Origin of the sequence: Bacillus sp. AFS023182 (assembly GCF_002560575.1) — a bacterium.
Lineage (GTDB): Bacteria > Bacillota > Bacilli > Bacillales > Bacillaceae_G > Bacillus_A > Bacillus_A arachidis.
Map to the genome: position 1 here is coordinate 255546 of NZ_NTRO01000022.1, position 14611 is coordinate 270156.

Annotated in this window: 12 protein-coding genes; 11 read left to right on the forward strand and 1 reads right to left on the reverse strand. The window is 37.9% G+C overall.

Annotation, left to right across the window (positions count from 1 at the left end):
* Positions 1-34: 34 nt before the first annotated feature.
* The 11 genes from lonB to ysxE all read left to right on the forward strand — a co-directional run bounded on the left by lonB (position 35) and on the right by ysxE (position 14290).
* Positions 35-1705, forward strand: a complete 1671-nt coding sequence (gene lonB / locus CN288_RS12355) for an ATP-dependent protease LonB (RefSeq protein WP_141527957.1) — start codon at positions 35-37, stop codon at positions 1703-1705.
* 227 nt (positions 1706-1932) lie between these two features.
* A complete protein-coding gene (gene lon, locus CN288_RS12360; RefSeq protein ID WP_026593535.1) occupies positions 1933-4263 on the forward strand; it encodes an endopeptidase La in 2331 nt (776 codons plus the stop codon).
* The gene (ysxC, locus tag CN288_RS12365) at positions 4260-4856 is read left to right on the forward strand and encodes a ribosome biogenesis GTP-binding protein YsxC (RefSeq protein ID WP_026593534.1); all 597 of its coding nucleotides are present in this window, start codon (positions 4260-4262) and stop codon (positions 4854-4856) included. The genes lon and ysxC overlap by 4 nt, the downstream gene beginning before the upstream one ends.
* 690 nt (positions 4857-5546) lie before the next feature.
* Positions 5547-6884 carry a glutamyl-tRNA reductase gene (gene hemA, locus CN288_RS12375; protein WP_098302332.1) on the forward strand — a complete coding sequence of 446 codons (1338 nt, stop codon included), beginning with the start codon at positions 5547-5549 and terminating at the stop codon, positions 6882-6884.
* A gap of 16 nt (positions 6885-6900) precedes the next feature.
* Complete coding sequence (locus tag CN288_RS12380) at positions 6901-7734, forward strand: cytochrome c biogenesis protein (RefSeq protein ID WP_026593532.1); 834 nt, start codon at positions 6901-6903, stop codon at positions 7732-7734.
* A 15-nt stretch (positions 7735-7749) separates the two neighbouring features.
* Complete coding sequence (gene hemC / locus CN288_RS12385) at positions 7750-8679, forward strand: hydroxymethylbilane synthase (protein ID WP_098302333.1); 930 nt, start codon at positions 7750-7752, stop codon at positions 8677-8679.
* A 2-nt stretch (positions 8680-8681) separates the two neighbouring features.
* A complete protein-coding gene (gene hemD / locus CN288_RS12390; protein WP_026593530.1) occupies positions 8682-9440 on the forward strand; it encodes a uroporphyrinogen-III synthase in 759 nt (252 codons plus the stop codon).
* A gap of 30 nt (positions 9441-9470) precedes the next feature.
* Complete coding sequence (gene hemB, locus CN288_RS12395) at positions 9471-10460, forward strand: porphobilinogen synthase (RefSeq protein WP_026593529.1); 990 nt, start codon at positions 9471-9473, stop codon at positions 10458-10460.
* Positions 10460-11749, forward strand: a complete 1290-nt coding sequence (gene hemL, locus CN288_RS12400) for a glutamate-1-semialdehyde 2,1-aminomutase (RefSeq protein ID WP_026593528.1) — start codon at positions 10460-10462, stop codon at positions 11747-11749. Before hemB ends, hemL begins: the two co-directional genes overlap by 1 nt.
* 168 nt (positions 11750-11917) lie before the next feature.
* On the forward strand, positions 11918-12940 hold the full coding sequence (gene spoVID, locus CN288_RS12405) for a stage VI sporulation protein D (protein ID WP_026593527.1): 1023 nt from the start codon (positions 11918-11920) through the stop codon (positions 12938-12940).
* Positions 12941-13264: 324 nt separating this feature from the next.
* Positions 13265-14290: a spore coat protein YsxE gene (gene ysxE, locus CN288_RS12410; protein WP_098302334.1), complete on the forward strand. Its 1026-nt coding sequence runs from the start codon at positions 13265-13267 to the stop codon at positions 14288-14290.
* 26 nt (positions 14291-14316) lie between these two features.
* Here the strand turns inward: ysxE and CN288_RS12415 are convergent, their stop codons facing one another.
* Positions 14317-14511 carry a hypothetical protein gene (locus tag CN288_RS12415; RefSeq protein ID WP_081811105.1) on the reverse strand — a complete coding sequence of 65 codons (195 nt, stop codon included), beginning with the start codon at positions 14509-14511 and terminating at the stop codon, positions 14317-14319.
* Positions 14512-14611 lie beyond the last annotated feature (100 nt).

Genomic DNA, 14611 nt, shown 5'->3' on the forward strand with positions numbered 1-14611 from the left:
CTAAATGGTAAAACATAGCGGGAGGAAATGAATTATGAGCTGGACAAATATATTCTTACTTGTTCAACTTGTTTTTGGTGTAATTGTCGGATTGTATTTTTGGCATTTGCTCAAAAACCAGCGAACACAAAAAGTTTCAATTGATCGAGAATCGAAAAAAGAATTAGAACAACTTCGCAAGATGCGCGAGATTTCTTTGACAGAACCGCTTGCTGAAAAAGTACGTCCTACGTCTTTTTTAGATATTGTTGGGCAAGAGGATGGGATTAAATCATTAAAGGCAGCACTTTGTGGACCAAACCCACAACATGTTATTATATATGGACCTCCTGGAGTCGGAAAAACAGCGGCAGCACGTCTGGTGTTAGAAGAAGCAAAGAAAAACCAAAAATCTCCATTCCGTATGAATGCAACATTTATTGAACTGGATGCAACAACCGCTCGATTTGATGAACGTGGCATTGCTGATCCGTTAATAGGATCAGTGCATGATCCCATTTATCAAGGTGCAGGTGCAATGGGACAAGCGGGAATTCCTCAGCCGAAAAAAGGTGCTGTAACAGATGCGCATGGCGGCATTTTATTTATTGACGAAATTGGTGAATTGCATCCAATCCAGATGAATAAAATGTTAAAAGTATTGGAAGATCGCAAAGTGTTTTTGGAAAGTGCATACTATAGTGAAGAAAATTCAATGATTCCAACATACATACATGATATTTTTCAAAAAGGATTACCAGCAGATTTTCGCTTAGTTGGAGCAACGACTCGTTCTCCGGAAGACATTCCTCCTGCCATTCGTTCTCGTTGTTTAGAGGTTTTCTTCCGTGAACTTGATACGGAAGAAATTCAAAAAGTAGCAAAGAATGCGGCTGAAAAAGTAAAGATGGAAATTGGAGAGCAAGGTATTGAACTGATCGGAATGTATTCAAGAAATGGAAGAGAGGCCATTAATCTTGTACAAATTTCTGCAGGGATGGCAATAAATGAGGGACGCTCATTTATTAAAGATGAGGATATTGAATGGGTCGTTCATTCTAGTCAGCTTACTCCGAAATATGAAAAGCATATTTATCCAATTCCGAAGATTGGTCTTGTAAATGGTCTTGCAGTATATGGACCGAATACAGGGGCACTATTAGAAATCGAAGTAACGGCAATTCCAGCTACGGACAAAGGTACGATAAATGTTACAGGAATTGTGGAAGAAGAAAGCATTGGTAATCAAACGAAATCAATTCGTCGTAAAAGTATGGCGAAAGGCTCAGTTGACAATGTTTTAACAGTTCTTCGTTCTCTCGACTTGTTACCAGAAGGGTACGATATACATATTAATTTTCCTGGTGGTGTTCCAATTGATGGGCCGTCGGCAGGAATTGCAATGGCAACAGGGGTATATTCAGCGCTTCATCAATTGTATGTGAATAATGAAATAGCGATGACTGGAGAAATAAGCATTCATGGAGAAGTCAAACCAGTAGGCGGCGTATATGCAAAAGTGAAAGCAGCGAAAAAGGCAGGAGCAAAAAAAGTTATCATTCCTGCTGAAAACATGCAACCATTTCTATATACGATAAAGGGTATTGAGATTATTCCTGTTCGAAAACTAACAGAAGTTTTTGCGTTAACATTCGTTCAGGAAAAATTACATCGTGAAATCGATGTGCATCGCAAGCTAGATGAAGGTGATGTGCAATCGATGTAAAATGAAATAGGATTCTAAGAAGTGATTTCTTTTTGGATAAATGCGAAATAGAACATATAATATTTGCCAGACTTCGTTTAAGTTTGTATGCTTAAGCGAGGTCCCTTTTTTCTTTTATGGAAAGGAAAAACAGGAGATTTGCAATTGCAAGGAATCTCTGTAATTGCATCAAGGTGTATTGTAATATAAAATAGTTGAACAGGAGTTTAATTTATTATGGAGGTGCTATGTCTAGTATGAATACGAACGAAAGAATTGTGCCCCTCCTACCATTAAGAGGCGTTCTCGTATATCCAACGATGGTTCTGCATCTTGATGTAGGACGTGATAAATCGATACAAGCACTAGAGCAGGCAGCAATGGATGAAAATATCATCTTTTTAGCAATGCAAAAAGAAATGAATATCGATGATCCAAAAGAAGATGACATATATAGTGTGGGTACAGTAGCGAAAGTAAAGCAGATGTTAAAGTTGCCAAACGGTACGCTTCGTGTCCTTGTAGAAGGTTTACATAGAGCAGAAATAGTAGAATTTATTGAAGAAGAAGATGTAGTAAAAGTTTCGATTCAAACAGTAACAGAAGAAGAAGAGGGCACTCTAGAGGAAAAAGCTCTTATGCGCACGTTGCTAGAACATTTCGAGCAATATATTAAAGTTTCGAAAAAAATATCGAATGAAACATTTGCAACAGTAGCAGATGTGGAAGAACCAGGTCGCTTAGCTGATTTAATTTCTTCCCATTTACCAATTAAGACAAAGCAAAAGCAAGATATTTTAGAAATTATATCAGTAAAAGAAAGATTACATACACTTATTTCCATTATTCAAGATGAACAAGAACTACTTAGTTTAGAAAAGAAAATTGGACAAAAAGTGAAACGTTCAATGGAGCGTACGCAAAAAGAATATTTCTTGCGTGAACAAATGAAGGCAATTCAAACCGAGCTTGGTGATAAAGAAGGTAAAGGTGGCGAAGTAGAAGAACTTCGTGAAAAAATCGAAGAGGCAGGAATGCCGGAAGAGACGAAAAAAGCCGCTTTAAAAGAATTAGATCGTTATGAAAAGTTACCAGCAAGTTCTGCAGAGAGCGGTGTTATTCGCAATTATCTAGATTGGTTATTAGCACTTCCGTGGACAGAAGCAACAGAAGATATGATTGACTTAGCACATTCTGAAACAATTTTAAATAGAGATCATTACGGTCTTGAGAAGGTGAAAGAGCGTGTGCTAGAGTATTTAGCTGTTCAAAAGCTAACCAATTCTTTAAAAGGACCAATTCTTTGCTTAGTTGGCCCTCCAGGTGTTGGAAAAACATCTTTAGCACGTTCTATTGCAACATCGTTAAATCGTAATTTTGTCCGTGTCTCTCTTGGTGGTGTTCGTGACGAATCTGAAATTCGTGGTCACCGTCGTACATACGTTGGAGCAATGCCGGGCCGTATTATTCAAGGGATGAAGAAAGCGAAAACAATCAATCCAGTCTTTTTATTAGATGAGATTGATAAGATGTCCAATGATTTCCGTGGTGATCCATCCGCTGCGTTACTTGAAGTATTAGATCCAGAACAAAACCACAACTTTAGCGATCATTATATTGAAGAGCCTTATGACTTATCTAAAGTAATGTTTGTTGCAACGGCAAATACACTTGCGAGCATTCCAGGCCCGCTTCTTGATCGTATGGAAATTATTTCGATTGCTGGTTATACAGAGATTGAAAAGGTGCATATTGCTCGTGAACATTTATTACCGAAGCAATTAACAGAACACGGTTTGCGAAAAGGAAATTTACAAATTCGTGATGAAGCACTTCTTGAAATTATTCGTTATTATACACGTGAAGCGGGTGTTCGTACGCTAGAGCGTCAAATTGCAAAGGTTTGTCGTAAAGCGGCAAAAATCATTGTTACAGAAGAGCGTAAACGTATTGTTGTAACGGAAAAAAATATTACAGACTTACTTGGGAAACATATATTCCGTTATGGGCAAGCTGAAACGAAAGACCAAGTTGGAATGGCAACTGGTTTAGCGTATACAGCCGCTGGCGGTGATACATTGGCAATTGAAGTATCTGTTTCACCAGGAAAAGGGAAATTAATTTTAACAGGGAAACTTGGGGATGTTATGAAAGAATCCGCACAGGCTGCATTTAGTTATATTCGCTCTCGTGCAGAAGAACTTCATATTGATCCAGATTTCCACGAAAAGAATGACATCCATATTCACGTTCCAGAAGGAGCAGTTCCGAAGGATGGTCCATCAGCAGGTATTACGATGGCAACAGCTCTAATTTCTGCACTAACAGGTGTACCTGTAAGTAAGGAAGTAGGGATGACCGGAGAAATTACGCTACGTGGTCGTGTATTACCAATTGGTGGTTTGAAAGAAAAAACATTAAGTGCTCACCGCGCGGGCTTAACAAAAATTATTTTGCCAGCCGAAAATGAAAAAGATTTAGATGATATTCCAGAAAGCGTAAAAGAAAACCTTACGTTTGTGCTTGTGTCTCATTTAGATGAAGTATTGGAGCATGCATTAGTAGGAGTGAAACAATGAAAGTAACAAAAGCAGATATTGTCATTAGTGCTGTTAAACCAGAACAATATCCAGATAGCGACTTACCGGAAATTGCATTAGCAGGTCGTTCTAATGTTGGGAAGTCTTCCTTCATTAATAAAATTTTAAATCGTAAAAAGTTAGTACGTATTTCTTCTAAACCAGGAAAAACGCAAACACTTAACTTTTTCTTAATTAATGAAATGATGCACTTTGTTGATGTGCCTGGTTATGGATATGCGAAAGTATCGAAATCAGAGCGAGCGGCATGGGGTAAAATGATCGAAACATACTTTACAACGCGTGAGCAATTAGATGCGGCTGTATTAGTAGTTGATTTACGTCATCCGCCAACAAACGATGATGTCATGATGTATGATTTCTTAAAGCATTATGAAATCCCAACGATTATTATCGCAACGAAAGCTGATAAAATTCCGAAAGGGAAATGGCAAAAGCATTTGAAAGTTGTAAAGGAAACTCTTGATGTCGAGGCTGGCGATGAAGTCGTTCTATTTTCTTCAGAAACAGGACTTGGAAAAGAAGAGGCGTGGAAAGCAATTCATAAATTTACAAAAACAAAAAACGTGTGACGATTTGTCGCACGTTTTTTTGTTTATTTATAGTACAGGTTCAAAAGGGAAGATATAGAGTGCGAAGAAATGCGAAAGCTATCTTTACCGGACTTTTTGGACATCCTCTTACAGTACGTTTAATGTGATTTCAAAATTTCCTCTAGTTGCTTTTGAATATGGGCATACGTCGTGTGCAATATGAAATAATTTGTTACATTTTGGAACAATCATACATATTTTTCTGTATGATGAAAGAAGATAAACAAAGATAGTTTTTCTATTTCCTATGGAATAGTTTCCATCACTTGATTCTGACAAATTTTTTTGGTAACGTACAAATAGAGTTGTTATTTTATAATGATTATAAAGTAAGATGTACATACATTTTGATTTTCCAACATATAAGTTGCTACTATAAAGAGCAAAAGATGATCTTTACTTACTTGCTCTTTTGTTTTTACTTGGTATTAGAAAGAGGTTCTGATTGCTTCTATGCATGGCCGGATGCTCTCACCCACCTAAAGGTTAGGTTTTTATGTCGGTTTTTCAATTTGTATTTATATAGTTAGCTGAGTAACGTATTTCTTACTAGATGTGAAAATCCGAAAAATAATTTGTCGATGTTCACACGATTGTCAGATTCATAACAGGAAAGTTGTATTATGATAGTAGATAAAGTGATAAAAAGGTTGAAGGGGGACATGCTGCGTGCATATTCTTGTTGTTGGTGTAAATTATCGAACAGCCCCTGTAGAATTTCGTGAGAAACTAACATTTCAGACAGCAGAGTTAGAGCAGGCAATGACAACATTACAAAATCAAAAGAGCGTGTTAGAAAACGTCATTGTATCAACGTGTAACCGCACAGAAATCTATGCTGTCGTCGATCAATTACACACGGGACGATATTACATTAAGAAATTTTTAGCTGATTGGTTTCAGCTTGAGATAGAAGAAATTTCACCATACTTGTCTATTTTTGAACAAGATGGTGCGATTGAACATTTATTCCGTGTAACGTGCGGATTAGATTCTATGGTAGTTGGTGAAACGCAAATTTTAGGTCAAATTCGAAATAGCTTCTTAGAGGCACAAGAGGTAAAAGCAACAGGGACAGTTTTTAATGAATTGTTTAAACAAGTCATTACATTAGCAAAGCGCGCTCATTCAGAAACAACAATTGGTGAAAGTGCAATGTCTGTTAGTTATGCAGCTGTTGAGCTTGGAAAGAAAATTTTTGGTGATTTAACAGATTGTCACGTGCTAATTCTTGGTGCTGGAAAAATGGGTGAACTTGCACTACAAAATTTATACGGAAGCGGGGCTCATAAGGTAACGGTAATGAACCGCACACTTACGAAAGCGGAAACAATGGCCGAGAAGTATATGGGACATGCGAAGCCGTTAAGTGAATTGCAGTGTGCATTATTGGAAGCGGACATTTTAATTAGTTCAACTGGGGCGTCTGACTATGTAATCACGAAAGAAATGATGACACGGGTGGAGCGTATGCGCTCAGGTCGTCCACTATTTATGGTTGATATTGCAGTACCTCGTGATATTGATCCCGCAATTGATGAGTTAGAAGGTTCGTTCTTATACGATATTGATGACCTGCAAGGTGTAGTAGAAGCGAATCGTGCTGAGCGTTTAAAAGAGGCGGAAAAAATTCAACTTATGATTGAAGAGGAAATCGTTATATTTAAGGCATGGTTAAATACACTTGGTGTTGTTCCGTTAATATCAGCTCTTCGTGATAAAGCACTAGCAATTCAAAGTGAGACGATGCAAAGTCTTGAAAGAAAAATTCCAACGCTTAGTGATCGTGAGAGAAAAGTGATTAGTAAGCATACAAAAAGTATTATTAACCAAATGTTGAAAGATCCAATTTTAGTAGCAAAAGAGTTGGCTACTGAAGAAGAGGCTGCAGAAAAGCTTGCTTTATTTGCAAAGATTTTTGATTTAGAGGTACAAGAAGAGACTGCGAAACATATAGAAGAGCCGGAACAAAAACGAGTGTGGACAGCATCCGTTCCATCTTTATAACTGGAAGGATGATCGGATGGGCTTTTTAAATAACAGTATTATTTATCATATTGCAATTATTTTATATGCTTGTAGCATTAGTTTATATTTTATAGATTATTTCCAAAGTAACCGAAAGGCGAATCGAATTGCTTTTTGGTTACTTGCGATTGTATGGGTATTACAGTCTATTTTCATGTTACTTCGGGCCACGGAATCAGAGACGAATCCGATTTTAACATTATTGTCAGGAATTTATTTTTACGTGTGGTTATTAATTACAATGTCACTCGTAATCAATCGATTTATGCGCATTGACTTTTTAGTTTTTTTTACAAATGTCATTGCTTTTGGCGTAAGCGCTTTTTCTATTTTCACCCCGCTCGGAAAAATGTCGCCGGTACTTGCGCATCAATTAGTTTCAGAGCTTGTATACGTACATGTAGGAATGGCGATTATTTCTTATGCGGCGTTTACAGTGTCGTTTATTTTTTCCATTATGTACTTATTGCAATATCGATTGTTAAAACAGAAAAAATGGAATGCGAGATTAAGGCGGTTGGGAAATTTACGGAAGCTTGAGTCGATGTCATATGGATTAAATTTATTTTCTGTTCCGTTTTTTCTATTAGCTATTTTGCTTGGATGTATATGGGGATATACCAAACTAGATAATTTTCATTGGTATGACACGAAAGTAATCGGGTCTTTTGTTGTTTTATTTGCATATTGCATGGGTTTATATTTACGAGGATCAGACATATTGCAAGGTAAGAAGATTATAAGTTGGAACATTGGAGCCTTTCTTGTTATGTTAATCAATATTTTTCTATTCAGCAGTTTATCCAATTTCCACTTTTGGTATTTATAATGAGGAGAGAAAATTATGCGCAAAATTATTGTAGGTTCAAGAAAGAGTAAGCTAGCATTGACGCAAACAAATTGGTTTATTGATCAGTTAAAAGCGCTTGGTTTGCCATATGAATTTGAAGTGAAAGAAATTGTTACAAAAGGCGACGTTATTTTAGATGTGACGCTTTCCAAAGTAGGTGGGAAAGGTTTATTTGTAAAAGAAATTGAACATGCACTGCTTACAAAAGAAATTGATATGGCTGTACATAGTATGAAGGATATGCCAGCTGTACTTCCGGATGGATTAACAATTGGATGTATACCAAAGCGTGTAGATCCGCGTGATGCGTTCATTTCAAAAAATGGGGAATCATTTGAGGATTTAGCAGAAGGTGCGATTCTTGGGACAAGTAGTTTACGACGAAGTGCACAGCTACTAGCTGCTAGACCAGACTTACAAGTAAAGTGGATTCGTGGAAATATTGATACGAGATTACGTAAATTAAAAGAAGAAGACTATGATGCAATCATCTTAGCGACAGCTGGTTTAGAGAGAATGGGCTGGGCAGATGATGTTATTACAGAGCACTTAGATGAAAAGGTATGCGTGCCAGCTGTTGGACAAGGTGCATTAGCAATTGAATGCCGTGAGGATGATCAAGATTTATTACGATTATTATCACATATCAATGACTCTGTCACAGAGCGAACAGTCGCAGCAGAGCGAGTATTTCTTCATAAACTTGAAGGCGGTTGCCAAGTACCAATTGCTGGTTATGCAACACTTGGGGAGAGAGATGAAATTGAATTAACAGCGCTTGTCGGTTCTATGGATGGTTCCATTTTGTTAAAAGAAATTGTCACAGGTGTGGATCCGGAGCAAGTTGGTTTAGAGGCAGCGAATCGTTTAATTGAGCAAGGAGCAAAAGAACTCATTCTCGCTGCAAATAAGGAGCAACATTAATCATGGATGCCCTTGCTGGAAAAACAGTACTAATTACGCGTGCCCAGCATCAAGCAAAACAAATGAGTGAAGCGGTGAACAAACAGGGCGGAATTCCATTGGAAATTCCGCTTTTGCATATAGAAGGCGTATCTCAGCAGGAATTTCAAAATGTATCTCAACAGCTTAACACATATGACTGGGTTATTTTTACGAGTAAAAATGGTGTGGAATGTTTTTTAGATGGTTTGTATAAGAGAATTCCCTCTACTGTTCGCATTGCTGCAGTAGGCGTGAAAACAGGGCTAGAATTAAAAAAGCGAGGTTATGAGGTTCATTTTGTCCCAACGGATTTTGTTGCGGAAGCTTTCGCTAAAGAATTTGTAAGAGAGTTAAATGGGACAGAACGTATTTTATTTCCAAAAGGGAATTTAGCTAGAGATATTATTCCAAATAAGCTGCGTAAACTTGGTGTGTTTTTAGAAGAGTTTGTTGTGTATGAAACGAAAGCGAATCATGAGAAGCGGCAAGATCTCATCGCCAATCTAGAATCAGGTAAGATAGATATTGTTACATTTACGAGTCCTTCTACCGTTACTAGCTTTGTGAAATTACTTGAAGGCACAAACTGGAGAGAATGGATAAAAAAATGTACAATTGCTTGTATAGGACCAATAACAGCGCAAGAGGCAAGTCGTTATTTCTCTGATGTAATTGTTCCGAAAGAATATACAGTAGAAGCGTTAATACAATGCATTTCAACATATAATCAAAATGCATAATTTAAATAAAAGAATGGGAGATAGAAATCTATGAATTCTTTACAGTTTAATCGTCACCGTCGTTTAAGACAAAGCGGAAATATGCGTGCACTTGTACGTGAAACATTTTTACATACAGAAGATTTTATTTATCCTATTTTCGTACTAGAGGGAGAGAATGTTCGTAACGAAGTTCCTTCTATGCCAGATGTATATCAAATTTCTTTAGATCTTCTGCAAGCTGAAATGCAAGAAGTGGTAGATTTAGGTATTCGATCTGTTATCGTATTTGGCTTGCCTGCTGAAAAAGATGAAGTTGGATCTTCTGCATTTTGTGAGCATGGTATTGTACAACGTGCAATTAAACAAATTAAAGAACAGTTCCCAGAGTTAGTAGTAGTTGCAGATACATGTTTATGTCAATATACAAGTCATGGACATTGCGGTGTTATTGAGGATGGAATCATTTTAAATGATGCATCGCTAGAAGTTCTTGCGAAAACAGCGGTAAGTCAAGCGAAGGCAGGAGCGGATATTATTGCCCCATCTAACATGATGGATGGATTTGTAACGGCGATTCGCCATGCATTAGATGAGAACGGTTTTTCACACGTGCCGGTTATGTCATATGCTGTGAAATACTCATCTGCATTTTACGGTCCATTCCGCGATGCAGCACATGGTGCACCACAATTTGGCGATCGTAAAACGTATCAAATGGATCCAGCAAACCGTATGGAAGCATTCCGTGAAGCGGAATCAGATGTAATGGAAGGAGCAGATTTCTTAATTGTAAAACCAGCTCTTTCTTACTTAGATATTATTCGCGATGTAAAGAACAATTTCAATTTACCAATTGTTGCTTATAATGTGAGCGGAGAATATTCGATGATTAAAGCAGCAGCGCAAAATGGTTGGATTAATGAAAAAGACATTGTACTTGAGAAATTGTTAAGCATGAAACGTGCAGGGGCAGACTTAATCATTACGTATCATGCAAAAGATGCAGCACGATGGTTACAAGAAGGAGGCGCACAATAATGAAAAAGTTTGATAAGTCGATTGAAGCATTTGAAACAGCACAAAATTTAATGCCTGGTGGTGTGAATAGTCCGGTTCGTGCATTTAAATCCGTTGGTATGAATCCGCTCTTTATGGAGCGCGGGAAAGGTTCTAAAGTGTACGATATCGATGGGAATGAATATATCGACTACGTATTATCATGGGGACCACTGATTCATGGGCATGCCAATGATCGTGTTGTAGAATCATTAAAGGCTGTTGCGGAAAAAGGAACAAGCTTTGGTGCGCCAACAGAAATTGAAAATAAATTAGCGCAGCTTGTAATTGAGCGTGTGCCGTCTATTGAAATTGTACGTATGGTAAACTCTGGAACAGAAGCGACAATGAGTGCGCTTCGTCTAGCACGTGGTTATACAGGGCGTAATAAAATTTTGAAATTTATCGGTTGTTATCATGGGCATGGCGATTCCCTATTGATTAAAGCTGGTTCTGGTGTTGCGACGCTTGGTTTACCAGATAGCCCTGGTGTACCTGAAGGTGTAGCACAAAATACAATTACAGTAGCTTATAACGATTTAGAGAGCGTAAAATATGCTTTCGACCAATTCGGTGACGACATTGCTTGTGTGATCGTCGAGCCGGTCGCTGGAAATATGGGTGTTGTGCCACCTCAGCCAGGATTTTTAGAAGGACTTCGTGAAGTAACAGAGAAAAATGGTGCTTTGCTTATCTTTGATGAAGTAATGACAGGGTTCCGTGTTGCTTATAACTGCGGACAAGGGTATTACGGTGTAACGCCTGACTTAACTTGTTTAGGAAAAGTAATCGGCGGTGGTCTGCCAGTAGGAGCATATGGTGGTAAAGCGGAAATTATGCGTGAAGTTGCACCGAGCGGACCAATTTATCAAGCAGGTACATTATCCGGTAATCCTTTAGCGATGACTGCAGGTTATGAAACGTTAGTACAATTAACGCCAGAGTGTTATCAAGAGTTTGAACGTAAAGCTGAAATGCTAGAAAATGGTCTGCGTAAAGCGGCTGAAAAACACGGTATTCCGCACCATATCAACCGTGCCGGTTCTATGATTGGTATATTCTTTACGAATAAACCAGTTATTAACTACGATGCGGCAAAAACTTCAAACTTAGAGTTCTTTGCAGCTTACTATCGTGAAATGGTAGAGCAAGGTGTATTCTTACCACCTTCTCAATTTGAGGGCTTATTCTTATCAACAGCACATAGTGATGCTGATATTGAAGCAACGATTGCAGCGGCAGAAATTGCAATGTCAAAATTAAAAGCATAAAGTAAAAAGGTTGTCAGGGATCATATCCTGGCAACCTTTTTTTATATATAGCTGAAAATTATGGGGATATTGTTGGAAAGCTGATATATGAAAAAAATCAATCAGAATCCCATGTATGCAGTTCGATTTTTTTACTCATAAAATGACTCTCATGCACATAAATCTGTAATGACATACAGTTTGGGAGGGGGAAAAAAAGTGACAACAAATCATTCGTTACGTTTTTCATTGAAAGAATCGGTTTGGTTCCAAAAAGGACAGGAAGTCGAAGAACTTTTGTCAATTTCGTTAGATCCAGACGTTGAGATAGAAGAGCTTGAATACGAAGTGATTGTGAGAGGGCAATTAGATTTAACAGGGGAATATGTTGCAAGGAAAGATGAGGTTGAGTTTTCATTAAGAGACGTATCTCCAGCGAAATCCATTGATTATGTAGAAATGAGAGAAGATGGTGTCAACGAACTTGTACACTCTTTTCCGTTAGAAATTTCGATTCCGCGAAACCGAGTGAAACAAGTTGAAGAATTGTATGTTTCCATTGAGGAATTTGATTATGAATTAAAAGAAAATGGTTGCTTGCAACTATTAGCAGATATATCGATTTCTGGTTTATGCGAGGACGAGAGAATGCAGTATGAAGTACAAGAGGAAGAAATGGAGAATGTGGAAGTTGGTAGAGCTGAGGAAACAAAAGTGGTGGATGAGGATAAAGGATCAGTGGAGGAAGTAGTAGTTCATACAGAATCAGACGGATGGGAAGATTATGCATTTGAGCCGTTTCAATTAGAGGAGCGCAAAGAACAAGAATTAGAAGAGGAAGAACATCTACTAGAAGGACATGAAGAAGAAAGGGAAGAAGTGAAAGAAACTACCCCACAGTTTGAATTGTTCGGCCGGAAGGATTTTAAGAAAAAACAAGCAGAGAAATTACAAGAAGAGCAAGAGGAAGCATCCTACTCGCAACGAGATGAAAATGCATTATACTTAACAAAATTATTTACGAAAGAGCCGGAAGAAGAGTTTACGAAATTACGTATGTATTTTGTGCAAGAAGGGGATACAATTGAATCGGTCGCGGAGCGATATGAAACGACTGTCCAGCATTTACATCGCGTGAACCAAACAGATGATGTGTATTTAACTACAGGACAAATTATATATATACCTGTGCCAAAAGCAAAGACAAAGTGAGTGAAGAGGATTCTTCACTCACCTCTTTTCTTTCGTCCTAGTTTATCCTGCTATGAGCGGGCAGTAAGATCCTCACCTCAAGATTTAGATGGAAATGAGGAAGATAGCGTGAGGGTCCCCAGCAGGAGGATGAATCCCCACTTATCTTCACCTTTTGTTCTCACGTGGTATGGGGCGAAAAAAGGAACTGACCGCTTCTAATGCTTTCTTCCACTTAAAGATTAGGCTTTATGTCGGTTTTTCAATCTGCATTTCTATAGAAATCGGTTATTCCAGTTAAAAGGAATTTTATTTTACGTTTTTGAATGAGAAAGGATCATTCGTATGGATATAGAATTACGGGATCGTTATGCACCGATCGTACAGCGGTATCAATTAGATGTCCAACATATGGAAGAGCACGGAAGTATCATAAAAATTTATACGAATCAAGGGCCATATGCATTAAAAAAATTACCATCTCATCGATTGAAGCGAAATCATTTAATGTATCATATTCAATATTTACGTGAAAAGGGATTTACACATTATGCACCCATTTACCATGCAATAGATGGGAATCACATTTTGAACGATGAAACATATAGTTATTATTTAATGCCCTGGCTGGAGCGAGCTGAAGGAAGTGGAGAGGACAATGATCAATATCACAAAATGTTTCAGACGTTAGCGCTGCTTCACCAAAGGACGGTAAAAGAAGAATCATATACGGAAGAAACGTTAGAGAAGCATTATAAAAATGTCTCTGAGCGTTGGGAGGAAGATGGGGATTTCTTAGAGAAATTTCTTTTAGAATCTGAGGCGAAATGGTATATGTCTCCGTTTGAACTACAGTATTGTACGTATTTTCATCACGTGATGAGAGCACGTGAATTTGCAACGAAACAGCTTTCAGAGTGGCATGAAGTGATGAAAGAGAAAGAAAAAACACGAGTTTCTTTTATCCATGGTAATGTATCAATGAAGCATTTTTTATTCGATTATGAACGAAATGGTTATTTTATTAGTTTGGAAAAATCTCAGTTTGCGACACCAGTTCAAGATCTTGTCCGTTTTTATTCCCGCTCACTGAACACATACCCAATGGCGAGAAACGATCGTTTTGAATGGTATCAGGTGTATCAAAAGAATTTTCCGTTTACGAAAGAAGAGCAACTTCTTATGTTTGCTTATCTAACATATCCTTCTCCATTTATTCGGCAAATTCAATCTTATACAAGCAAACAGCAGAGTCGTAGTGAAAAGCAAGAACTTCAAGGTGTGAAAATGTTACAACAAGCGCATTGGCTTGTAAGTAATATAGAATATTTTATTTCACAATTACAAGCAGCGCAGCAAGGGAATGAGTAACAGCCGTAGTCTCAAGTATCTTGAGGCTACGGCTGAAAATGCAAGCGAATCGTAGCTACAACAAAGATGATAAGGATGATAAAGTCTAAAAAGGTAGGAAGTAGTAAAGTGCGAATTCCTTGGAAAATAGTAAGTGGAATTGCAAAATCAGCGAATATGGTTTGCAAATTTCTAACCCATGAAGGGGCTGAAAAATTATAGGTGCGTTTGTAACGTCGCATAATCATTCCTCCGTATAGAAAGGCTATTGCCGTACATGAATCTTAAAAGATGAAGGGGTAATATTACAGTATGCGGGGTAATTACCTAAGGTGCTTGTGC

Bases quoted from the DNA above. Each gene is read 5' to 3' on its own strand.
- lonB (WP_141527957.1), top strand. From the start codon at position 35: ATGAGCTGGACAAATATATTCTTACTTGTTCAACTTGTTTTTGGTGTA.
- ysxE (WP_098302334.1), top strand. From the start codon at position 13,265: ATGGATATAGAATTACGGGATCGTTATGCACCGATCGTACAGCGGTAT.
- hemL (WP_026593528.1), top strand. From the start codon at position 10,460: ATGAAAAAGTTTGATAAGTCGATTGAAGCATTTGAAACAGCACAAAAT.
- hemB (WP_026593529.1), top strand. From the start codon at position 9,471: ATGAATTCTTTACAGTTTAATCGTCACCGTCGTTTAAGACAAAGCGGA.
- spoVID (WP_026593527.1), top strand. From the start codon at position 11,918: ATGACATACAGTTTGGGAGGGGGAAAAAAAGTGACAACAAATCATTCG.
- hemC (WP_098302333.1), top strand. From the start codon at position 7,750: ATGCGCAAAATTATTGTAGGTTCAAGAAAGAGTAAGCTAGCATTGACG.
- hemD (WP_026593530.1), top strand. From the start codon at position 8,682: ATGGATGCCCTTGCTGGAAAAACAGTACTAATTACGCGTGCCCAGCAT.
- CN288_RS12415 (WP_081811105.1), bottom strand. From the start codon at position 14,511: ATGCGACGTTACAAACGCACCTATAATTTTTCAGCCCCTTCATGGGTT.
- ysxC (WP_026593534.1), top strand. From the start codon at position 4,260: ATGAAAGTAACAAAAGCAGATATTGTCATTAGTGCTGTTAAACCAGAA.
- lon (WP_026593535.1), top strand. From the start codon at position 1,933: ATGTCTAGTATGAATACGAACGAAAGAATTGTGCCCCTCCTACCATTA.
- CN288_RS12380 (WP_026593532.1), top strand. From the start codon at position 6,901: ATGGGCTTTTTAAATAACAGTATTATTTATCATATTGCAATTATTTTA.